At 67.9% G+C, this 19,859-nt stretch carries 21 protein-coding genes and 1 pseudogene; 12 read left to right on the top strand and 10 right to left on the bottom strand.

The annotated features are described in order from the left end of the window. Positions 1-83 precede the first annotated feature (83 nt). Positions 84-275: pseudogene (locus P7B02_RS02485) on the bottom strand (cold-shock protein); the annotation flags it as partial. Between the two features lie 351 nt (positions 276-626). Between P7B02_RS02485 and P7B02_RS02480 the strand changes: the two are divergent. Next, a complete protein-coding gene (locus P7B02_RS02480) occupies positions 627-1,268 on the top strand; it encodes a DedA family protein (RefSeq protein ID WP_277784721.1) in 642 nt (213 codons plus the stop codon). Positions 1,269-1,281: 13 nt separating this feature from the next. Here P7B02_RS02480 and P7B02_RS02475 read toward each other — a convergent pair whose 3' ends face one another. After that, positions 1,282-1,671 carry a type II toxin-antitoxin system VapC family toxin gene (locus tag P7B02_RS02475; protein ID WP_277784720.1) on the bottom strand — a complete coding sequence of 130 codons (390 nt, stop codon included), beginning with the start codon at positions 1,669-1,671 and terminating at the stop codon, positions 1,282-1,284. Beyond that, on the bottom strand, positions 1,668-1,925 hold the full coding sequence (locus P7B02_RS02470) for a type II toxin-antitoxin system Phd/YefM family antitoxin (protein WP_277784719.1): 258 nt from the start codon (positions 1,923-1,925) through the stop codon (positions 1,668-1,670). Before P7B02_RS02470 ends, P7B02_RS02475 begins: the two co-directional genes overlap by 4 nt. A 203-nt stretch (positions 1,926-2,128) precedes the next feature. Between P7B02_RS02470 and P7B02_RS02465 the strand changes: the two genes are divergently transcribed. From P7B02_RS02465 to P7B02_RS02445, 5 genes are all read left to right on the top strand, one after another. Further along, on the top strand, positions 2,129-3,379 hold the full coding sequence (locus P7B02_RS02465; RefSeq protein WP_277784718.1) for an efflux RND transporter periplasmic adaptor subunit: 1,251 nt from the start codon (positions 2,129-2,131) through the stop codon (positions 3,377-3,379). Positions 3,380-3,382: 3 nt separating this feature from the next. Then, entirely contained in the window at positions 3,383-6,586 is a 3,204-nt protein-coding gene (locus tag P7B02_RS02460; RefSeq protein ID WP_277784717.1) for a multidrug efflux RND transporter permease subunit, read from the top strand. After that, positions 6,586-8,025 (top strand): efflux transporter outer membrane subunit, encoded by a 1,440-nt coding sequence (locus P7B02_RS02455; RefSeq protein ID WP_277784716.1) that lies wholly within the window; start codon positions 6,586-6,588, stop codon positions 8,023-8,025. Before P7B02_RS02460 ends, P7B02_RS02455 begins: the two co-directional genes overlap by 1 nt. A gap of 278 nt (positions 8,026-8,303) precedes the next feature. Beyond that, positions 8,304-8,639: a hypothetical protein gene (locus P7B02_RS02450; RefSeq protein ID WP_277784715.1), complete on the top strand. Its 336-nt coding sequence runs from the start codon at positions 8,304-8,306 to the stop codon at positions 8,637-8,639. A gap of 317 nt (positions 8,640-8,956) precedes the next feature. After that, positions 8,957-9,187: a hypothetical protein gene (locus P7B02_RS02445; protein ID WP_277784714.1), complete on the top strand. Its 231-nt coding sequence runs from the start codon at positions 8,957-8,959 to the stop codon at positions 9,185-9,187. A gap of 10 nt (positions 9,188-9,197) precedes the next feature. Here P7B02_RS02445 and P7B02_RS02440 read toward each other — a convergent pair whose 3' ends face one another. Beyond that, entirely contained in the window at positions 9,198-9,893 is a 696-nt protein-coding gene (locus P7B02_RS02440; RefSeq protein ID WP_277784713.1) for a glutamine amidotransferase-related protein, read from the bottom strand. Positions 9,894-9,924: 31 nt separating this feature from the next. Next, positions 9,925-11,913 (bottom strand): glucans biosynthesis glucosyltransferase MdoH, encoded by a 1,989-nt coding sequence (gene mdoH, locus P7B02_RS02435; RefSeq protein ID WP_277784712.1) that lies wholly within the window; start codon positions 11,911-11,913, stop codon positions 9,925-9,927. 337 nt (positions 11,914-12,250) lie between these two features. Between mdoH and P7B02_RS02430 the strand changes: the two genes are divergently transcribed. Then, on the top strand, positions 12,251-12,751 hold the full coding sequence (locus tag P7B02_RS02430) for a PAS domain-containing protein (RefSeq protein WP_277784711.1): 501 nt from the start codon (positions 12,251-12,253) through the stop codon (positions 12,749-12,751). Between the two features lie 9 nt (positions 12,752-12,760). On the opposite strand, the gene P7B02_RS02425 is transcribed toward P7B02_RS02430, so the two are convergent. The 3 genes from P7B02_RS02425 to P7B02_RS02415 all read right to left on the bottom strand — a co-directional run bounded on the left by P7B02_RS02425 (position 12,761) and on the right by P7B02_RS02415 (position 13,906). Then, entirely contained in the window at positions 12,761-12,964 is a 204-nt protein-coding gene (locus P7B02_RS02425) for a hypothetical protein (RefSeq protein ID WP_277784710.1), read from the bottom strand. 325 nt (positions 12,965-13,289) lie between these two features. Further along, positions 13,290-13,520 (bottom strand): hypothetical protein, encoded by a 231-nt coding sequence (locus tag P7B02_RS02420; RefSeq protein ID WP_277784709.1) that lies wholly within the window; start codon positions 13,518-13,520, stop codon positions 13,290-13,292. 68 nt (positions 13,521-13,588) lie between these two features. After that, positions 13,589-13,906, bottom strand: a complete 318-nt coding sequence (locus tag P7B02_RS02415; RefSeq protein WP_277784708.1) for a hypothetical protein — start codon at positions 13,904-13,906, stop codon at positions 13,589-13,591. Between P7B02_RS02415 and P7B02_RS02410 the strand changes: the two genes are divergently transcribed. Further along, positions 13,905-14,093 carry a hypothetical protein gene (locus tag P7B02_RS02410; RefSeq protein ID WP_277784707.1) on the top strand — a complete coding sequence of 63 codons (189 nt, stop codon included), beginning with the start codon at positions 13,905-13,907 and terminating at the stop codon, positions 14,091-14,093. The two genes, P7B02_RS02415 and P7B02_RS02410, sit on opposite strands and share 2 nt — an antisense overlap. A gap of 289 nt (positions 14,094-14,382) precedes the next feature. Beyond that, positions 14,383-15,003 carry a PRC-barrel domain containing protein gene (locus P7B02_RS02405; RefSeq protein ID WP_277784706.1) on the top strand — a complete coding sequence of 207 codons (621 nt, stop codon included), beginning with the start codon at positions 14,383-14,385 and terminating at the stop codon, positions 15,001-15,003. 31 nt (positions 15,004-15,034) lie between these two features. On the opposite strand, the gene P7B02_RS02400 is transcribed toward P7B02_RS02405, so the two are convergent. Both P7B02_RS02400 and P7B02_RS02395 read right to left on the bottom strand, forming a co-directional pair. Further along, positions 15,035-17,257 carry a hypothetical protein gene (locus P7B02_RS02400; protein ID WP_277784705.1) on the bottom strand — a complete coding sequence of 741 codons (2,223 nt, stop codon included), beginning with the start codon at positions 17,255-17,257 and terminating at the stop codon, positions 15,035-15,037. Positions 17,258-17,282: 25 nt separating this feature from the next. Next, a complete protein-coding gene (locus P7B02_RS02395) occupies positions 17,283-18,143 on the bottom strand; it encodes an SDR family oxidoreductase (RefSeq protein WP_277784704.1) in 861 nt (286 codons plus the stop codon). A 93-nt stretch (positions 18,144-18,236) separates the two neighbouring features. On the opposite strand from P7B02_RS02395, the gene P7B02_RS02390 reads away from it, so the two are divergent. From P7B02_RS02390 to P7B02_RS02380, 3 genes are all read left to right on the top strand, one after another. Then, positions 18,237-18,809 (top strand): DNA-3-methyladenine glycosylase, encoded by a 573-nt coding sequence (locus P7B02_RS02390; RefSeq protein ID WP_277784703.1) that lies wholly within the window; start codon positions 18,237-18,239, stop codon positions 18,807-18,809. 318 nt (positions 18,810-19,127) lie between these two features. Then, positions 19,128-19,367 carry a hypothetical protein gene (locus tag P7B02_RS02385; RefSeq protein WP_277784702.1) on the top strand — a complete coding sequence of 80 codons (240 nt, stop codon included), beginning with the start codon at positions 19,128-19,130 and terminating at the stop codon, positions 19,365-19,367. 126 nt (positions 19,368-19,493) lie between these two features. Next, the gene (locus P7B02_RS02380; protein WP_277784701.1) at positions 19,494-19,823 is read left to right on the top strand and encodes a hypothetical protein; all 330 of its coding nucleotides are present in this window, start codon (positions 19,494-19,496) and stop codon (positions 19,821-19,823) included. Positions 19,824-19,859 lie beyond the last annotated feature (36 nt).

Here is a 19,859-nt window from a genome sequence, read left to right as displayed (position 1 = left end):
CCGCGGTCGCGGGACGGACCGCGGTCACGATCGCCGAAGCCGCCGCGAGCGCGGGGCGGAGCAGCCGAGGTCACCTGGATGTCCACTGCGTTCAGCTTGCCGGTGCGGCGGTCCTGCTCGACTTCGAAGTTGACCTGGTCACCTTCGTTCAGAGCTTCCAGGCCGCTGTTATGCAGGGCCGAGATGTGGACGAAGATGTCAGCGCCGCCGTCGTCCGGGGAGATGAAACCAAAGCCTTTGGTGGTGTTGAAGAACTTGACGACGCCGTGCGCCATGGCCTGCTCCTTGGGGCCAGCTGCTCAACGCCAATCTCGACCCGGTTCTTAGAAATTCATGTTCCAGCGCACGACGACCCGAAAGGCATCGCGACTGCAACATCTCGCTGTATGACGCCAACGGGAAGAGTTGCAAGCGCCACTTCGCTGCAATGGCGTTCTTTGCGCAGATTGCCGCTCATTTGTGACGGTTCTCACCCTGTTCGGGCCCGTTGTGTGTGACTTTCATCGCACACATGCAAACGACGATCGGGGCGTACATCAAACGCATATTGCATTTTTACTGTACTGGCTTACATCCGGCCTGTCGGCGCGCCGCGACGGAGCGCCATCAGTCGAGACATCGAGATCATGGACGCCTTCACCCACGCCGTTTCGGGCTGGATCGCCCAGAACAGCGCCTGGGCGGGGCTTGTGATCGGGCTCCTGACCTTCGGCGAATCCATGCTGGTCATCGGCGCCTTCCTGCCGGCCACCATCCTGCTGGTGGCGGCGGGCGGCTTGATCGCCGCCGGAACCCTGGACGCCGCCTCGGTGATCGTCTTCGCGATCGCCGGCGCGATCGTCGGAGATGCGGTCTCCTACGCCCTTGGCCGCAAGCTCGGCGAGCAGGTGCTGCGCCACCGGTGGCTGGCGCCGCACGAGGCGGTGGTCGCCAAGGCGCGCGACGCCGCACTCCGTCATGGGGTCCTGGCGCTGTTCGCCGGTCGTTTCGGCGGGCCGCTGCGCGCCTTCGTGCCCGTCATCACCGGCGTCGTCGGCATGTCGCCGCTGCGTTTCCATCTGACCAACGCCGCTTCGGGCGTGGTCTGGGTCGTCGCCTTCATCGCACCGGGCTACTTGGCGGCGCGGGGCCTGGTCCGTATTTCAGCTGCCGACGTGACGACTGTAGTGCTGCTCGGGCTCATGGCGGTCGCCATCCTCGGCGCGGCGACGGTCCTGATCCGGTCGCGCCCTGCAGCCGTCGATAGTCAAGCCTGCACCAGCTGCTGATCAGGGCGCGCAGCTAAGGCCGCAGGACCGACACGATATCGGTCCGGGCGAAATCATCGCCCACATAGAGCAGACCGCATCCGCGTTGCTTGGCCAGATCGTAGGCGAAGCAGTCCCCGAAATTAAGGGCGGCGGGATGAGCCCCCTTGCCCCATCGGGCATAAACTTGAGCGATGCGCGCGGCGCAGGCGGCCGTGACGTCGACGATCTCGAAGCCAAGTCCGCGGATCAGGCTTTCCATCTCCGCGCCCAGATCTCGGCGGCTCGCCACGATGAAGGCCTCAGCAGTAGTTCCCGCAGAGATCAACAGATCTGGCTCGGCTTCCAGAGTTGCCGCGCAGCGATCCGCCTCGGGCTCGTTGAGCAGGAGCGCCATGAGCGCCGAAGTGTCCACCACGATCATTCGGGCAGGCCATCGTCATCATAAAGGAAGTCCTGGCTGCGCGCGGCCGTCTCGCCAGCCCGTCGCCGCTTCAGGGCAGACTGCCTGACCGCCAGGATCAGATCGCGGCGGTCCGCCTCGTTCTTGATCGGTTTGATCGGGACAAGGCGAACCGCCGGGTGCCCGTGTCTGGTGATCACCACTTCATCACCGGCCGCCGCCCGTCGAACGAGCTCGGTCAGCTGGCCTTTGGCCTCGGTAACGGAAACCTGCATGGGCGTCTCCAAGCTTTCAGAAAATTAGACCATTGAGTGGTCCAGAGCAAGGCGCCAACCAAACCGATCACCCGCCCTATGGCGCGGAAAACCACATTCGCCACAATTGCGACGAAGCTTGTTTCACGCTTGAAACGTTGGAGGCATGCGATGGCGCTAAGAGCCATTCGCAGCCTGCCCTCTTTGTCTTCGTCTCAGGTCTCATGAGCCTCACTCAAACCCTCGGGAAGCGCGTCAGCGCCGCCGCCGTTCTCGCCCTCTGCGCCGTCAGCCTCAGCGCCTGCGGAGGCGGCGACAAGAAAGCCGATGGCGGGCGCGGCCCCGGCGGACCCGGCGGCCGCCCCGTCGAAGTCGGCTTCGTGGTGGTCCAGCCGGGGCAGGCGCCGCTCAACGCCGTGCTGTCGGGCCGCACCGTCGCCTATCAGAGCTCCGAGGTCCGCCCCCAGGTCACGGGCGTGATCAAGAAGCGGCTGTTCACCGAAGGCGCTCTGGTCCGGCAGGGCCAGCCCCTCTACGAGATCGATCCCAGCCTCTATCAGGCCGCCGTGGGGCAGGCTCAGGCCAACCTGCAAAGCGCCCAGGCCAGCTTCGCCGCCGCCCGCGCCCAGGCCGACCGCTTCAAGCCCCTCGCCGAGATCGAGGCGGTCAGCAAGCAGGAGTACACGAACGCCGAGGCCGCCGCGCGCCAGGCTGAAGCCAGCGTCGCCCAGAACCGCGCCGCGCTGGAGACCGCGCGCATCAATCTGCGTTTCGCCACCGTGCCGGCTCCGATCACCGGCCGCGTGGGCCGATCCCTGTTCACCGTCGGCGCCCTGGTCACCGCCAGCCAGGCCGATCCGCTGACAACCATCCAACAGCTTGACCCGATGTTCGTGGACATCCAGCAGTCGGCCGCCGAGCTTTTGACCCTGCGCCGCGCCATCGCCGCCGGCGGCGTCGCCCCCGCCAGCGCGCAGGTGCGCCTGACCCTGGAGGACGGGTCGCAGTATTCCCACACCGGCGTCGTCGAATTCTCCGAAGTGGTGGTCGACCCCTCCACCGGCGCGGTGACCTTGCGCGTGCGCGTGCCCAATCCGCAGGGCCTGCTGCTGCCCGGCATGTTCCTGCGCGCCAGCTTCGCCCAGGGCATCGACCGCAATGTCTTCCTCGTGCCGCAACAGGCCGTGGGCCGCACCGCGCGCGGCGAGGCCAGCGTCTGGCTGGTCGGCGAGGACGGCAAGGCGGTGCAGAAGACGGTCACCGCCGAACGCACCCAGGACACCTTCTGGGTTGTCACCCAAGGCCTGAAGGCGGGCGACAAGGTCATCACCCAGGGCCTGGCCAACCTTCGGCCCGGCGCCCAGATCCGCCCGGTTCCCGCCAGCAAGGCCCAGACCATCGCTCCGCGCCAGAATGGCGCGAAGGGCGGCGGGCCAAACGGCGGCCAGGGCGGCGGCCAGCGTCAGGGCGGCTGATCGATGTTTTCCGGCGTCTTCATCAAGCGGCCCATCTTCGCCTGGGTTCTGGCCATCATCGTCATGCTGGCCGGGGTGGGCGCGCTCACCTCGCTGCCGGTCGGGCAGTATCCCGACGTGGCGCCCCCGCAGGTCAACGTGCGCGCCAGCTTCCCCGGCGCCTCGGCCGAGACCATCCAGAACAGCGTCACCCAGGTGATCGAGCAGTCGCTCACCGGCATCGACGGCCTGCTCTATTTCAGCTCGACCTCGTCCTCGCGCGGCGCGGTGAACATCACCGCCGTCTTCGCCAAGGGCACGGATCCGGACATCGCCCAGGTCCAGGTGCAGAACCAGGTCCAGCAGTCCGTCGCGCGCCTGCCCCAGCAGGTGCAGCAGCAGGGCGTGCGGGTCAGCAAGTCCAACCCTGACTTCCTGCTTTTGGTCGGCGTCTATGACGAGACCGACCGGATGACCAACCAGGACGTCTCCGACTACATGTCCTCCAACCTGCAGGACAACCTGGCCCGCATTGAGGGCGTCGGCGACACCAACGTCTTCGGCGCGCCCTACGCCATGCGCATCTGGCTGAACCCGCAGCGCCTGGCGGCCTACCAACTGATCCCCGGCGACGTGATCTCGGCCATCCAGGCCCAGAACACCGAAGTGGCCGCCGGCGAGATCGGCGGTCAGCCGCAGCCCGACACCAACATGCTGAACGCCACGGTCACGGCGCAAAGCCGCCTGCAGACCCCCGATCAGTTCGCCGACATCATCCTCAAAACCAGCCAGGGCGGCGCCAGCGTCCGGTTGAAGGACGTCGCCCGCGTCGAATTGGGCGCCGAGAACTACAACGCCCGCAGCCGGGTCAACGGCCACCCGGGCGCGGGGCTCGCCATCCAGCTGGCCCCCGGCGCCGACGCCCTGAAAACCGCCGACCGGGTGAAGGCCGAGGTGGAGCGTCAGGCCAAGAACTTCCCGCCGGGCCTGAAGTTCAGCTACGCCAACGACACCACCGACTTCATCAAGCTGTCGGTGAAGGAAGTGGTGAAGACGCTGATCGAGGCGATCATCCTCGTGATCATCGTCATGTTCGTCTTCCTCAAGAGCTGGCGCGCCACCCTGATCCCGGGCCTGGCGGTGCCTGTGGTGCTTCTGGGCACCTTCGCCGTGTTCTATGTGGCCGGCTTCTCGATCAACACCCTGACCCTCTTCGCCCTGGTGCTGGCCATCGGCCTGCTCGTCGACGACGCCATCGTCGTGGTGGAGAACGTCGAGCGGCTGATGCACGAGAACCCGGACATGTCGCCCATGGAGGCGACGGTCCAGTCGATGAAGCAGATTTCGGTGGCTCTGGTGGCCATCGCCCTGGTGCTGTCAGCGGTGTTCATGCCCATGGCCTTCTTCGGCGGTTCGACCGGCGTCATCTACCGCCAGTTCTCCCTGACAATCGTGGCGGCCATGACCCTGTCAGTGTTCGTGGCGCTGATCCTCAGCCCGGCCCTGACGGCCACCTTGCTGCGCCAGCACCGCAAGCCCGGCGACGGGGAGACCAGGCAGAGCCTCATCCAGCGCCGCGCTCCGGCGGTCGCCGGCTTTATCGACAAGGCCTCGACCAAGTTCGACGAGGTCTTCGACAAAATGAGCGCGTCCTATGAACGCGCTGTCGGCAAGGTGATCAACCGCCGCTTCCTGTTCCTGGGCCTCTACGGCCTGTCGGTCGTGCTCCTGGCGGTGCTCTTCATCCGCCTGCCCACCGGCTTCCTGCCCACCGAGGACCAAGGCAGCATCTCCGTGCAGTTCCAGCTTCCCGCCGGGGCCACCCAGGGACGCACCTATGAAGTTCAAAAGCAGGTGGAGCAGTATTTCCGCACCCACGAGGCCGACAACTTCAAGACCATGTTCACGGTCAGCGGCGGCGGGGGCGGCGGCTCCAGCGGCCAGAACACCGGCCAGGGCTTCTTGAACTTCGTCGACTGGAAGGAGCGCGAGGGCAAGGAGAACAGCGCCGGCGCCATCGCCGAGCGGGCCTCGGCCGCTTTCTCCGGTTTCCGCGACGCGCGGGTCTTCGCCCTGCAGCCGCCGGCCATCCGCGGTCTTGGCCAGTCCAACGGCTTCACCATGCAGCTTCAGAACGCCAGCGGCATGCCCCGCGCCGAGTTCGAGGCCGCCCGTGAGAAGCTGTTCGAACTGGCGCGTAGCGATCCCAAGCTCGCCTCGGTGCGCCTGAGCGAGCTGCCGGACATCCCGACCCTGCAGGTCAACACCGACCAGGAGAAGCTGGCGGCGCTGGGTCTGACCCAGGCTGACGTCAACACCACCTTGTCCACCGCTTGGGGCGGCCGCTACGTGAACGACTTCATCGATCGCGGGCGGGTCAAGCGCGTCTTCGTCCAGGCCGACGCGCCCTACCGCGCCAAGCCCGAGGACCTGGGCCAGTGGTTCGTGCGCGGCCGCGACGGCCAGATGGCGCCCTTCACCTCCTTCGCCAGCATCGGCTGGTCGACGGCCCCGACCACCCTGTCGCGCTTCAACGGCGTGCCGTCCTTCGAGCTCCAGGGCCAGGCCGCGCCGGGCGTCAGCTCGGGCGAGGCCATGGACCGCATGCAGGAGCTGGCGGCTCAGATTCCGGGGACCACAGTCGCCTGGTCGGGCCTGTCCTTCCAGGAACGCCTGTCCTCCGGCCAGGCGCCGATGCTCTACGCCCTGTCGCTGCTGGTGGTCTTCCTGTGTCTTGCAGCGCTCTATGAAAGCTGGTCGATCCCGATCGCGGTGCTGCTGGTCATTCCGCTGGGCCTCATCGGGGCCATCCTGGCGGTGACCCTGCGCGGGCTGGTCAACGACGTCTATCTGCAGATCGGTCTGCTGACGACCATGGGCCTGACCGCCAAGAACGCCATCCTCATCGTGGAATTCGCCGAGCAGGCGGAGAAGCGCGGCGCAAGGGTGATCGACGCGGCCATGGAGGCGGCGCGCCTTCGTCTGCGGCCGATTCTGATGACCAGCCTGGCCTTCATGTTCGGGGTGCTGCCGCTGGCCATCTCCACCGGCGCAGGGGCCAACAGCCGCATCGCCATCGGCACGGCGGTGATCGGCGGGGTGATCGCGGCCACGGTTCTGGCCATCTTCTACATCCCGCTCTTCTTCGTGCTGGTGCGGCGCGTCAGCCGCGACGGGCTGAAGGGTCTGCGCGGCGACGGCTACGCCCCGGCCGGGGAGACCGCGTGATGCGTCGCCTGCTGATCATCCTGCTGGCCGGCGCCTCCACCGCCGCCTGCACCCTGGAGCCGCGCTATGTGCGGCCCGACGCGCCGATCCCGACGCAGTGGCCAGTCGGCGGTCCCTATCCGACCAACGCCCCGGCGGCCGAGGCCGGCGCGGCCAATCCGGTGATCTTGGATGCGCGCCTGCAGCGCCTCATCGCGACGGGCCTCGACAACAACCGCGACCTGCGCGTGGCGCTGGCCAACATCGCCGCCTCGCGCGCGCAGTACCGCATCCAGCGTGCGGCTCTGCTGCCGGAGCTGGCCGCCTCGGGCCGCTACACCGCGTCGCGCCGGTCGCTGGCCAATGGTCAGACCGGCGCCGGCGCCAATGTCGACCGCAACAGCGAGAGCTATGCGGCGGAGATCGGGATCAACGCCTTCGAGGTCGATCTCTTCGGCCGCGTCCGCTCCCTGGCCCGCGCCGACCTCAACCGCTACCTGGCCAGCGAGGCCGGCGCCCGCGCCACCCGCCTGACCCTGGTGGGCGACATCGCCGAGGCCTGGCTGAACCATGCGGCTGACCAGAGCCTGCTGAAGATCGCCGAAGAGACCGCCGCCAACGCCGAGCGCGGCGTCTCCCTGACCAGCGCGCGCCTTCGGGGCGGCGTCGCGCCGCGCACCGATCTTCGCCAGGCCGAAACCATCCTCGCCACCGCCCGCGCCGATGTGGCGCGCCTGCGTTCGGTGGTGGCTCAGGACGTCAACGCCCTGCAGCTTCTGGTCGGCGGTCCGGTGGACGCCGGCCTGCTGGCCTCGTCCATCGACGATGCGGCCAGCGCCGTGGCCCTGCCGGCGGCAGGCCTCAGCTCCACTGTCCTGCTCAATCGTCCGGACGTGATCGAGGCCGAGTACGGACTGCGTGCGGCCAATGCGGAGATCGGCGCCGCGCGCGCCGCGCTCTTCCCGCGCATCTCCATCACCGGGGCGGGTGGCTTCGCCAGCGACGCCCTGTCCTCGCTGTTCACCGACCGGGCCTTCACCTCGTCGATCTCGCCGGGCGTGACCTGGTCCTTCTTCCGCGCCGGCGCGGGCCTGGCCGGTGTTGACGCTGCCCGAGCACGGCAGGAGGCGGCGGTGGCGACCTATGAGCGCGCAATCCAGGCCGCCTTCCGCGAGACGGCTGACGCGCTGGCCCGCAACGGCACGATCGCTGACCAGGGCGCGGCGGTGCGTCTGCGGCTCGATGCGGCCGCCGACAGCTATCGTCTGGCGGACGCGCGCTATCGCGGCGGCGTTGACGCCTTCCTGTCCAGCCTCGACGCTCAGCGCACCTTCTACAGCGCCCAGCAGGCGCAGGTGGCGATCCAGCTGGAGACGGCGGTCAACCGCATCGATCTCTACCGGGCCCTGGGCGGCGGCGATCCGCTGGATATCGGGCCATTGCCGGAGGCACAGCGCTAGGCTTGTGGGTGTTCAACGCGAGCGGAGCGCGTCTGTGACGACAGCGGCCAATCTTATAGTCCTGTAGCGTCCGATTTGAGGCTTGGGTCGCTAGTCGGGGAGCTGCGCCGCGTGAAAAAGGCTGGCGGTTGCAAGCCTGGAATGGGCTTTTTGTCCTACTGAACCTGCTCAAAGGTCGCGCAGCTAGTTGAGGGTGGCGCCGTCAGGCCCACCCGTGAACCAACACGATCTTACATGCGATCCGACATATTCTATAGTTTCTATAGAAAGGGTGGTTCATGCCGACAATTTCGACTCACATCGACGCCGAGATCGCCCACCGTATTTCTGAAACTGCGCGCCTGGAGGATCGCAAGCCATCGCAGATCACGGCTGCGGCTCTGCGATGGTATCTTCGGCTGCCCTCGAGCGCGCGTGACGCTTTGCGAAGAATCGAGGCGTCTGGAGACAAGGCGGCGGAAGAGGCTGCCTGGGCGCTCGGGCGATGGCTGCTCGACAGCGAATTCGATAGGCTTTCCGCCCAACTGGGTGGGAGCATTCTTTGCGATATGTCCAAGGACGCGACGGAAGATCAGATCATGACCTCAGTGACGCAGGCCGTGCGCAAGGACTAGGGCGTCATGCTGCGCGTCTGTCTTGACCTCAACATCTGGGTGGGCGCGGCGAAAGCCGACGGATCGGGGCGCAGCGATACGGCCGCTCAGCGGCTCGTGAGCTCGGTGAGGGATGGGGCCTGCGCGCTTGGGCCCGTTTCTCTGGTGGTGTCTTGGGGCATGCTGAACCGCCTATCCGATGTTCTCATCGCACTCGGTGCTGATCGAGCACTGGCGCACGCCTATATCGAAGCGATCGCCGCCTACGCTAGACAGGGGCCCTCTCTCACCTTGGGGGGTGTCGGCGTCCTTTCCTGGGGGACGAAGAAGACCGTCATGTGCTGGAGACGGCATGGGCTGGCGGCGCGGTGCTCTTGGCCACCCACAATCCGGCGGACTTTGCGGGCTCCGATATCGAGGAGCTCGTCGATGGCCGCTATCATGCTGTCAGGCGAGCTGATCGCCGCCTGCTGATCGCCCACACCTATGCGGCGGCGGCCCTGGTTCGTGGCGAAATCCTTCCAGACGGTGTTAACGCGTTCTGGGAAGAGGTGACGCAGATCAGCTAAGCTTCAACGATCAGGCTGTGGTCAGGAACCGCCGAAGCCAGCCGGCAACACGTAGGCGGTCGTCCTCGCCCTCCAGCGAGGCGATGGCCTGGTCCGCGAAGGCCTCATCGATGCGCGATCCCCGACGGCTCTCGATCAGGGCGCGGGTATAGGCCGCCTCGAACTCCGGATGCGCCTGAAGCGATAGGGCGCGGCGTTCCCGATAGGCAAGCATGGCCAGGGGCGTGAAGTCACTGGCGGCGGCAACGCGCGCGCCGGGCGGCAGGGCGATGACCTGATCCTGATGCGACACCGAAAGCCGGATGGGCGCGGCGTCGTCCATCCAGGGCTGAGCGTCCTGAACCGCATAGGTGTGCAGCCCCACGCCCCAGCCCTTGGGTGACTTGATCACCTCTCCGCCGAAGGCCTCGGCCATGATCTGATGGCCGAAACAGATGCCGACCATGGGCGCGGCGCCCGAGGCGTCCCGCAGGAAGGTTTTCAGATCGGCGATCCAGGGGTCGGAATCATAGACGCCGGCGGCCGATCCCGTGACCAGCCAGGCGTCACGTTCCTTGCCGTCGGCGGGCAGCTCGCCGGCGCGCACATTGTAGGTCGTTGCGCTGAAGGACGGGCCGAGCATGCGGCGCATCATGTCGCCATAGCCGCCGAAGCGGCCGGCCAGATCATCCGGCGGGCCGCCGGTCTCGAGGATGCCGATGTTCATACGCCATAGATGGCGGTTCGGCGGCGTTTCGTCACCCCGCCATGGCGCGAGCGGCCGAGCGGTAGGCGCGCCACCAGCGGCGGGCCAGCGGGGCGGGCGGACCGGGATTGGCGGGGGCGGCGAGCGTCTGGCGGCCGCCAAGCGCGCGGGCGCCGGACAGCAGATAGATTTCCGCCGGGGCGCGCATGAGGCGCTCGATCTCGGCGCGGGTGGCGGCCTCGGCGTCGTAGGCGGCGCGAAGCTCGCCGGCGCGCCGCACGATGGCGGGGACGTCGCGTTCTTCCGGCGTCGTCAGCAGGCCAAAGCACGAGGCGAAGCCCGGATTGGACAGGGCCATGGCAAGAGGCGTGGAGATCACCAGGCCCAGATAGACCGGCGCCGACCACCACAGCATCACCGGGTCAATGGCCAGCACGATGGCGGCGGCAGCCAGGCCGATCATGATGTGTCCGCGGTGCAGCCTCCAGGCCTCACGACGGCTGAGGCGGCCCGGGTCGCGGCTCTGGGTCGACCAGCCGGAATCGCGCCCGGCCAGAACCTGCAGCACCGAGGCGCTCTGCATGAGCATCAGCACCGGGGCTACCAGGGTCGAGCCGATGATCTCGAAAACCACGCTGGCGCCGTAGCGTGCGCCGCCGCCGAAGGCCTGCCGCTCGCGCTTGTCGGTGAGCGTGAGGATGTTGGACAGCAGCTTGGGGGCGATCAGCATCGCCATGGTGGCCCCGAAAAGCCAAGCCGCGCCGTTGGAGGGACCGATCAGTCCGCCCGAGCGGCCGTTCATCCAGACCCCGGCGCCGGCCAGCAGCATCATCAGCCAAAGGGGCGATGTGGCGTAGGAAAGGATCCCGCGCAGCAGATGAACGCGGCTGATCCAGTGAAAACCCGCCGCGCCCAGCACGCCCGCGTGCTGCAGGTTGCCCTGGCACCAGCGGCGGTCGCGGATCGCCATGTCGAGGATGGTCGGCGGGGTCTCCTCGAAGCTGCCGCCCAGGTCGGCGGCCATGCGCACCTTCCAGCCGCCCCGCCGCAGCAGGGCCGCCTCCACGAAGTCGTGGCTGAGGATCAGGCCGCCGAACGGCTTGCGGCCGGGCAGCTTGGGCAGGCCCGCGCAGCTGGCGAAGGCGCGGGTGCGGATGATGGCGTTGTGGCCCCAGAAGTTGCCTTCTGCGCCCGACCACCAGTCCTGACCGGCCGCGATCATGCGTCCATAGGCGCGCGAGGCGAACTGCTGCAGGCGCGCGAAGGGCGTCTCGGCATTGACCAGTTCGGGCGAGGTCTGCAGCAGGCCAAGCTCGTCGTCGGCCTCCATGCGCGCGACCAGCTCGATGAGCGTCTCGCCGCTCATCAGGCTGTCGGCGTCCAGAACGACCATCGAAGTGTAGGCTGCCCCGAAGGTCTCGACCCAGTCAGCGATGTTGCCGGCCTTGCGGTCTGTGTTCTCCTCTCGACGGCGATAGTAGATCCCCGGCGAGGCGGGCAGCTTGGCACGCAGACGATCGACACCCGCCAGTTCGGCGCGCGCGGCGGCCATGTCCCGCGTGTCGCTCAGGATGAAGACGTCGAACAATTCGGCGACGCCGCGATCCGCAAGGTCCTCGGTCATCGCCTGGACCGCCGCCAGAATGCGGCCGGGATCCTCGTTGTAGACCGGCAGCAGGACGGCCGTCCGGGTGAACAGGATCGGCTGGGGCTGGGATCGGCCCGCCGTCTTTCTGTCGCGCAGCCGGACCATGAAGCCGGCCACGGCGCTTACGAAGCCGAAGGCCACCCAGGCGAACAGGATTGAGAACAGCACAAGCGCTGCGACCTCGACCGGCCCCAAGCCCTGGCGTCCCAGTTGAACCCCGGCGCTGACCACCCCGATGGCGGTGAGCACGCCGAAGGCGGCGAACAGGACGGCGCGCCCCCCGGCAGGAGCGCTTGCGCCGACCGGGGCGGTTGCGCCGAGCTTCAGGTCCTGGGCCGGCATGGCCAGGGGGGCCTCGCCGGGAAGCCGCGACTCGATGCTGGGTGTCTTCAAAATCTAAGCGCCCTAAAGCTTGGCCGTGTCTTTGCCTTGCAGCCTCAACCCGCGCAAACCCTTATGGTTCAACGGAAGTTCAATTCCTCGCGGCGATCGGCCGTACAATCCTTCTTATTCGCCAACTCGGCCCGCTTTATGGGCAGGATGGGGCCATGGTCGGGCAGCGTGGCCATAAGATGGCGAACGGGGGTCACGTTGTCGGGCTTGCGACGCCCGCCTGCGCCGCCTCCGCGACAAAAGCGCCTTTCCACTGAAAGCTCTTACGCCCCACTCGCTCTCGGGTTGAGCCTACGCCGGCGCTACGCCTATTGCTTCCCACAAGGCTGGAGGGGTGATGAGCGAAATTCTGGGCAGGCTGCGCATGGGCATCGCGGTCGGACATCGGGACACGCGCGTGCTATCGGCCAATGCGCGTTTCGCCAGAATCCTCGGACGAGACCTGAGCGACGTCATCGGCCTCAGGATGCGCGACGTCACCTATCCCGACGACGTGGAATGCAACGAGACGTTCTTCGACATGGCCGGCAAGACCGGCCAGCCCTTCATGCTTCGAAAGCGCTATGTCCGCCCCAGCGGTCAGGCGATCTGGGTGGAGAGCCGCTATTTCGTGCTGGATGGCTGTCCCGACGCCGGGGCCGCCTACCTGCTTCTCAGCCGACGCATCATGGCCCCATCGCCTGGCTCGCAGACCGGATCGGAGGCCGATCTGGCCGACTATGTGAGCGCCCTGTCCAGGGGCCTGGCCGTGCTCGCCCGGCGCGCCGTCTTGCCCGAGACCGAGGAGTTGCTGCTCGTGGCCAGCGGCCTTGCCGGCGAGCGCGCCCGCACGGCTTAGGCACCGGCCCTAGCTGCGCGGCGGATTTTCCGCGGGGACCTCGCCCTGCGGCGTCTTCTGCCGCGCCTGTGAAGGTGAAGTCTCAACCGCGGGGTCGCTGGTGCTCTCGGGAGCGGCGGCCGGGGTCGTGCGCTCCGAGCAGGCGGCCGTGATCAGGATGCAGGCGACAAGGGCGCCGCCAAGGCGCATCGGCGTAGTCCTCCAGCCGTCCATGAAAGCCTCCGCAACAGGAAATGATCACCCTTGAACCGGCCCAGCCTCCCGTCGGTTCCGACGCAGCCGGGCGCGACGTGGCGACGCATCACCGCGCATCCGCGAATTTGGGCGCCTAGATGAGGTGAGCCGTTCAGCGAGACGGCCGATGCTCAAGCCCTCTCTTGGCTCGCCCGACGGCCGGCGGCGAACCGGACGCCGGAAGGGGCGCGAGAAAGCCGCCGGCTTTCGAACGCGTTCCTCTGTGCGACGCGACCCTACCGCGACGCGACTGAAGGCCCGGCGCCAAGCGCCGGGCCCATTCCCCGACGCCTGGGTCGGGCGCTCAGCGATCGGTCGTCGCCGGGGTTCTGGCCGACCCGGCCGGATCGCGGGCGCTTTCCACTTGGCTCATCCCGGCGGTCACGCCGTCGGCGGCCTCGTCACCAGGCCGTGCGATGAGGACAACAAGGACGATGAGCACGGCGGCGGCCACCAGAGCCCAGATATATGGGCGCGCGGGCTTTGCGGACTTCTCGATGGCTTCGCCTTGCTGGCGGGCGGACGGGTTTTGCATGGACATCTTCCTCCTGCGAGATCACCCCGCCGCGGGGGCGGTTTGATCCCGATGGTCCGATACGGCGACTAGTGGCCGGAGCGGGCCGCGCCCTTGCGCCGGGCCGACAGGCCGACGGCGGCGCCCGCCATCGCCGCGACGCCGGCGCGTGTGCGCTTGTTGGTCGCCAAGGCGAGGCCGACGCCCACCGCCACGACGCCCAGGCCGGCGGCGACGAGACGCGGGGACGCGGCCGCGCGCTCGGCGGCGGGACGCAATGGCTGCGGAGCGTGCGTCGCCGCACGCTGCAGCGCTGTCGAGAAACGGGAGAACAGATCGTCGCGCGGCGCCGCGGGGTTGCGGGTCTGGGGTCTGCTGCGCGAGGTGATGAGGGAGGACAGGGACATGTCCGATCTCCTGTGGCTGTCTGGGCGACAACGTCGCCGACGGCGCTTCGATCCGATCACCGGCGAAGACCCGGCGCCGCTTTCGCAACCTCATCGCATCGATGTCCGAACTTGGATGGGCTCCTGCGCCGCCGGGCCGCGGCATCTGGCCAGCGCCGTCCCGTGCATCGAGCGCGTCGGCAAATAAGCCCGGCGCCGGACCGAGCATCGTATGGCGACCTCCGGTTGACGGCCCACGGCCCGCCAGACCGGCAGGGCACGTCGTTGGCGAGATTGTTCGCCGCATGGCGCGCGGCCCGGGCGGGGGGTGACGCGCGGAGAAACCCTCTCGTCGCAAGGCGCCGGGAACAGGGCGGCCATGGCGGCGATTAGGTTGCGATGCAGCCCCATGCGCCCGCCGCTCCGCCCCGATCATTTTTGCCTGCGTGCGCCCGCTCCGCGCACGCGATCTTGCGTCTGACCCGGGGCGAAGCGCCGTGTCGGTGACGCAGGCGGCGGGCTGGATCGCCCCGGCCGCGACCATGATCGCCGCAGTGATGACCGCCGCCAATCTCGGAGCGCGGGTCACCGGTTGCGGCTTCATCGTGTTTCTTGTCGGCTCCATGGCCTGGATCGCCGTAGCGCTTTCCGGCGATCAGCAGAACCTGCTGTGGACCAATGGCTTTTTGACCGTGGTGAATGCCGTCGGCGTCTGGCGATGGTTGGGTCGACAGGCGCGCTACGAGCAGGGCGGAGCGGCGGCCAGCCGCAAAAGCGCCGCGTCTCGCGCGCCGACGCTCTTTCCCGCCGGCGGCCTTGCCGGCGCCAGGCTGCTTGATCCCGACGGCCGCGTGATCGGCTCCGTGGTCGACGCGATGTTGCGCTGTGATGATCTGTCCACGAGCTACGTGGTGGTGAGCGAAGGCGGGCTGGTCGGCCTGGGCGAGCGCCTTCACGCGCTTGCCGTCGCCGGTCTCACGGTCACCGACGAGGGCGTGCGCTGCGAACTGGCGCAGGCCGACCTGAAAGCGATGACGCCCCTGGGGTCGGAGTGGCCGGCCAGGGCGCCGTCAGCAACGACATCCGGGGCCGGGGGCTTCGAACCGGCCCCGGACTAGCCGTTGGCCGTTCCCGGGTGGGGCGGCTGCGTCACGTCCAGTTGATGACCAGCCGGCCGTGGGCCGCGATCCTGTAGTCGATCCGATCATCGCCGACGTGATGGGGCGTGATCTCCTCGCCAAAGGCGTCGCGCACGACCGCGACGGGCAACTTGCGGCGGGGCAAACGCAGCAGGCTCAGATCCGCGGGGCAGGTCTCCCCGCCATCCAGCTGAACCGTGAAGGCGCGTCGCCCCGTTCGCTCGCTCGCCCGTACGAACTGATTGCAATAGAGCGTGAATGGAGCGTCCTCGACCTTGTGGTGGGACCGTGTCGCGAAGATGAAGGCTGCGCCGCATCCGTAGATCTCCTGTCCGATCTGCCCGACGAGCTGACCGTCCCCATAGAGATCCTCCAGCGGGAAGGAGAGCTTTCGGTCGATCCGGCCGCTTTGATGTTCGGTGGCGAGGATCTCGGCGGGAAGCTCGCTCGGATAGTAGTACCAGGCCCGGTCAAGGGTGTACTTGCAGTATTCGGAGACCAGCATGCGCACCGCCGGGTCCAGGTCAGGCCCGCTGTCGGCCAGGTAGAACTGAAACGCCGTGAAGGCGTCGAAGCACTCGTAGATCGCCATGTAGGGCGCATCGTGGAGACAGGTGACGCCCAGGAAATTGCGGTAGTGAACCGCGTTGGCGATCTGCGACTCCCAGATCTCGGAGTTATGGAAAAAGCTGGCGAGGTAAACATAGCTTTGGGCGAGATACTGGGGGTCCCTGGTGATGCGCCAGAGCCTGATGCACGCCGCCGCGCCCCAGGCGGTCAGATTGGCCTGGTACATCAGGTCGAAACGCATCGTCTTCGCGGCGTCCAGCGCCGCGCGCGCCTCCTCCACATAACGGGGCTCGCCGGTCAGCTGGTGCAGCTGCAGCATGACATAGGCGTAGATGCCGCCGACATCGGTCTGGCCCAGTCCGTCGTCGTTGCGCGCCTCCGTCTTCACCGAAAAATCCCTGGCGTCGTATATGATCGGCCAGACGTAGTTGAAGTGATGGGCCGCCTCGATCCCGTATTCGGCGCTGCGCAGCAGCAAATCCTTTGCGGTTTCGTCGCCGTCCAGCGCCAGCCGCCCAAGGTTCAGCAGCGGGTGATAATAATACCAGGCGTCCACGGCGTCGGCGTCCTTCTCCTTGCCCACATTGGGCAGGTAGCGACGCAGTGTCTTCAGCTTGTCGTCGTAGAACCGCTCCATGCCGGCCATGAGCCTGGCCTTGAGAGGGACCGGCTCGCCGCGCCATTTTTCATAATCGTGCAAGGCGGCCGCCACCGACATCTGAACCATGGCGTCGGGATACTCGCCGTCCACGTAAGGCATGACATAGAGGTGGTCGTAGTGCCGCCGCGTGGCCGCCGGCGCCTCCAGCAGATCCTTCAGCGTCTGCTCCGCCCGTCGGCGCCAGTCACGATAGTCGACCCGCGGCGGGCGCAGCGCCTTGTAGGCGACGCCGAGCATCTGCAGAAACTGGCGGGCCATCTCCTGCTCGTTATCGGCCGCCCAGTCGCGGAAGACGAGCAGGGCGTCGCTCAGCACATAGTCCTTGCCGGCCTCCAGCGGCTTCAACGCCTCCTCGCCGGTGGCCGGCGGGGCGGGAGGCAGATAGCCCAGCTCCGGCCACCGGCCGCCCACCGCATCTTTCGGCGTCGTTCCTGTCGCCCGGAAGAAGTCGTTCAGGGCCGTGAAGTTCTGGAAGTAGAGCACGCTGCCGAAGTCCGGGCCGTCGTGTCGAAAATAGAGGACGCCGCTGTTGACGCCGCGTTGCGCCGCCTCGACCTTGCCCATGGCCTCGGCAGGGTCGTCGCGGTCGCTCAGGGGATAAAGATCGCGCGGCATGTAGGGCAGCACGAGAGGGGCGGCGGGCGTCAGGCGCACCTCGGCGCGAAGGCGATGCAGATCATCGCCGCTGGTGGTGAAGCCGGCCCTGTGGCGGCCCATGGTGCTCGTCACCTCCACGGCGAAGACTTCGCCTTCGGCCGGGGGGACCAGCCGGCAAGTCATGTCCGCTCCCGCCGTGTAGACGGCGCGCAGGGCAAGCCCGCCGCGGCCTTCCTTCCGGATCAGGGCCCAGAGGCTGTCGCTGCCTTGCGCCACCTCAACCTCAAGATCGCCGAGGCCGAACGCGCCCAGGCGCTTCATCTTCGCGCCGCGTAGATCCTCCTGCAGCGTCAGGACGAAAGGGCTGACGGCGGGGACGGGACCTGACTCGGCTACCTTGGCCATTACGTTCGCCTTTCTCGCGTTTCTGTCAGAGGGCTTGCCTGGCCGGAACGATGCGCATGAGCGAGACATCGCAATGGAGCGGCTCGCTCAGCATGTAGAGGACGCCCCGCGCGATATCGGCGGCGTGAAGCATCTGTGCTCTGGCGGTGCTCCTGGCCTTGGCGTCCTGGTTCATCGGTTGCATGTCGGTGGCCGTCGCGCCGGGCTCGACCAGGCTGATGCGGACGTCGTGGGCGCGCTCCTCACGGCGCAAAGCCTCCACAAACGCCTGAACCCCCGCCTTGGTGGCGGCGTAGACGGACTCGCCTTCGGCGCGCAGATCGGCTGCGACCGAACCGATGAGCACGATGCGCCCGCCGTGGGGCTTCAGACGATCGATGGCTCGCCTGGTGCACGCCATGGTGCCGATCAGATTGGTCTCGACGACATAGCGCCAGGCATCCTCTTCCATCCGCGCGAGAGGTCCGGCCCCGAGGGCGGCGCAGCCGACGAATGCGTCCAGTCGCCCCACCTGCGCATCGAAGGCGGCGAAAGCGCGGTCGACATCGGCGCGCATCGACATGTCCGCGGTCACGCCGCGAATGGTCGCCCCGAAGGCCTGCGCCTGTTCAGCGACTTCGGCGAGCGGCTCGCCCTCGCGCCCGAAAACAAACACCCGGGCGCCGCGGCGGGCCAGACCCAACGCGATCTCCCGGCCGATGCCCGTAGTGCCGCCGGCGATCAGGACGCCGGCGTCTTCAAGCGGATTTGGAGGAGGCGCGGACTGCATGAGTTCTTCCCGGGTTGGGCCACAACGCCGAGGGTCGATCACAGTTTCGAAGCCGGCGCCGGAAAAGCTCACGACGCAGCGTCGCGGCGCAAAGCCGGTCGCCGTGACGCGCGCCACCGGACTTGGCGGCCGCGCGATTCGTCGGATCGCGTTGCCGTGCAGGCGGGATGGCGGAGCGCAGCCGCCGGCGGCCGGACGCGTTAAGGCGTCATGAACCGGACCTGGCCCGACCTCGGCGAGCCGCCCTGGCGCGTCGCTCGCGATCTGATAGGCGCGACCCTCACCGTGGCGGGAGCCGGCGGTATGATCGTCGAGACCGAAGCCTATGATGTGGATGACGAAGCCTCGCACAGCTTCATCGGCCCCACGGCGCGCAACGCTCCCATGTTCGGCCCGGCGGGACGCGCATACGTCTACCGGATCTTCGGGCTGCACTGGTGTCTCAACCTGGTCTGCGGCCCTCGCCCCGGAGGCGCCGTGCTTCTGCGCGCCCTGCAGCCGACGACCGGGATCGAGACGATGAGCATGCGCCGGCCGGAGGCGCCGCTGCACCGTCTGTGCGCCGGACCGGGCAATCTGTGTCAGGCGCTCGGCGTCGACCGAAGTCTCAATGGCGCTTCCATGTTCGAGCCGCCGTTCCACCTCGGCCCGGCGGTGGGCGCCGTGACCGTGATGTCGGGACCTCGCATCGGCGTCACCAGGGGGGCCTCGACGCCCTGGCGTTTCGGGCTCGATGGGTCGGCGTTTCTGAGCCGTCCCTTCGGCCGCTCCCGCCGCGGCTGAGCGCGGCGAGCGGAACGTCAGCGCCCGGGGAAGTGGGCGGCGTGGTCCGGGTTTTCGGACCGGGCCGCGGCGCCTGCGCCGGTCTCGTCGTAGGCGTTGGTGGAGCGGTCGAGCCTGGTGGCCATCTGCGCGTGCGCGTACCTGCGCCAACGACCCGCAGGCAGTGATTGATCCGCAGGCGAAGTCGAGCATCGACGGCGCCCGGCGGCGTGACCGGGGCGCAGCGCGCGGGCGAAGCTGACAATCCCATTCACGGGGGCGTCATCCGAAACGCGATATCGCTCGTAACTCCGGGGCACGCCTAGCCAGGGGTTCGACATGCGCATCGACTTCACGCCCGTGACTGTCGCGACCGACAGCGCCGATCGCGAGGGGTTCCTCATGCTGGCCGACGACCAGCTTGTCGGCGTCATCGTCAGGCTGGCCGGCAGCGAGCACGGCCAGCTTCAGGGCGCCTTCTACCTCGAGGCGGGTTTTGGCCGCTGCGCCGTCACTCCCAGCGCGACCTTCGAAAGCCTCGATGTGGCCGGCGCCTGGGCCAGGGCGCGGCTGCATTAACCGTCAGCGGACCCGGTCAACCGTCAGGGGCCCCGGTCGCATCAGCTCCGGTTCTTTGTCGGCCCGATCGGGGCTGGGCACGTCCGAGGCGGGCTGATGACGAGGCGGGGCGGCGGAGTGGATCGGTTGCAGCACTTCATTCGCGACATCAACGTCATGCATCCGCTCGACGAAATCTGTCGTGACCGTCTCACCAAAATCGCCGAGCCGATCCAGACGCATCCGATCGGCGCCATCTTTCGTGCGAGGGCGACAGCAACGCGATACCGCGCATCATGCTGTCGGGATGGGCCTGCCGCCAGCGCAGCCTTGCGGACGGGCGGCGCCGGCCTGCGGCAGGGCCGCTGCCCGGAGGATGTGCGGCTGCTCGACCCTGTCGTGCGGCTCGGACGTCAAGACGCCGGGGAGCGGGTGGTTCGTCTTCTGCTCGAGCTGCACGACCGGATGGCCAGGTGAAGCCTCGCGTTCGAAGGACGCTTTCCCGTGCCGTTC

The sequence above is a fragment of the Caulobacter segnis genome (assembly GCF_029543125.1).
In the GTDB taxonomy this organism is placed as follows: Bacteria; Pseudomonadota; Alphaproteobacteria; order Caulobacterales; family Caulobacteraceae; genus Caulobacter; species Caulobacter segnis_D.
This window is presented reverse-complemented; position numbering and strand designations above follow the sequence as displayed.

What these genes read in the sequence shown, in the direction of transcription:
- P7B02_RS02480 (WP_277784721.1), top strand. Translation starts at nt 627, where the DNA reads ATGGACGCCTTCACCCACGCCGTTTCGGGCTGGATCGCCCAGAACAGC.
- P7B02_RS02420 (WP_277784709.1), bottom strand. Translation starts at nt 13,520, where the DNA reads ATGCAAAACCCGTCCGCCCGCCAGCAAGGCGAAGCCATCGAGAAGTCC.
- P7B02_RS02425 (WP_277784710.1), bottom strand. Translation starts at nt 12,964, where the DNA reads ATGGACGGCTGGAGGACTACGCCGATGCGCCTTGGCGGCGCCCTTGTC.
- P7B02_RS02430 (WP_277784711.1), top strand. Translation starts at nt 12,251, where the DNA reads ATGAGCGAAATTCTGGGCAGGCTGCGCATGGGCATCGCGGTCGGACAT.
- P7B02_RS02470 (WP_277784719.1), bottom strand. Translation starts at nt 1,925, where the DNA reads ATGCAGGTTTCCGTTACCGAGGCCAAAGGCCAGCTGACCGAGCTCGTT.
- P7B02_RS02475 (WP_277784720.1), bottom strand. Translation starts at nt 1,671, where the DNA reads ATGATCGTGGTGGACACTTCGGCGCTCATGGCGCTCCTGCTCAACGAG.
- P7B02_RS02455 (WP_277784716.1), top strand. Translation starts at nt 6,586, where the DNA reads ATGCGTCGCCTGCTGATCATCCTGCTGGCCGGCGCCTCCACCGCCGCC.
- P7B02_RS02400 (WP_277784705.1), bottom strand. Translation starts at nt 17,257, where the DNA reads ATGGCCAAGGTAGCCGAGTCAGGTCCCGTCCCCGCCGTCAGCCCTTTC.
- P7B02_RS02385 (WP_277784702.1), top strand. Translation starts at nt 19,128, where the DNA reads ATGCGCATCGACTTCACGCCCGTGACTGTCGCGACCGACAGCGCCGAT.
- P7B02_RS02465 (WP_277784718.1), top strand. Translation starts at nt 2,129, where the DNA reads ATGAGCCTCACTCAAACCCTCGGGAAGCGCGTCAGCGCCGCCGCCGTT.
- P7B02_RS02390 (WP_277784703.1), top strand. Translation starts at nt 18,237, where the DNA reads ATGAACCGGACCTGGCCCGACCTCGGCGAGCCGCCCTGGCGCGTCGCT.
- P7B02_RS02440 (WP_277784713.1), bottom strand. Translation starts at nt 9,893, where the DNA reads ATGAACATCGGCATCCTCGAGACCGGCGGCCCGCCGGATGATCTGGCC.
- P7B02_RS02460 (WP_277784717.1), top strand. Translation starts at nt 3,383, where the DNA reads ATGTTTTCCGGCGTCTTCATCAAGCGGCCCATCTTCGCCTGGGTTCTG.
- P7B02_RS02450 (WP_277784715.1), top strand. Translation starts at nt 8,304, where the DNA reads ATGCCGACAATTTCGACTCACATCGACGCCGAGATCGCCCACCGTATT.
- P7B02_RS02415 (WP_277784708.1), bottom strand. Translation starts at nt 13,906, where the DNA reads ATGTCCCTGTCCTCCCTCATCACCTCGCGCAGCAGACCCCAGACCCGC.
- P7B02_RS02410 (WP_277784707.1), top strand. Translation starts at nt 13,905, where the DNA reads ATGTCCGATCTCCTGTGGCTGTCTGGGCGACAACGTCGCCGACGGCGC.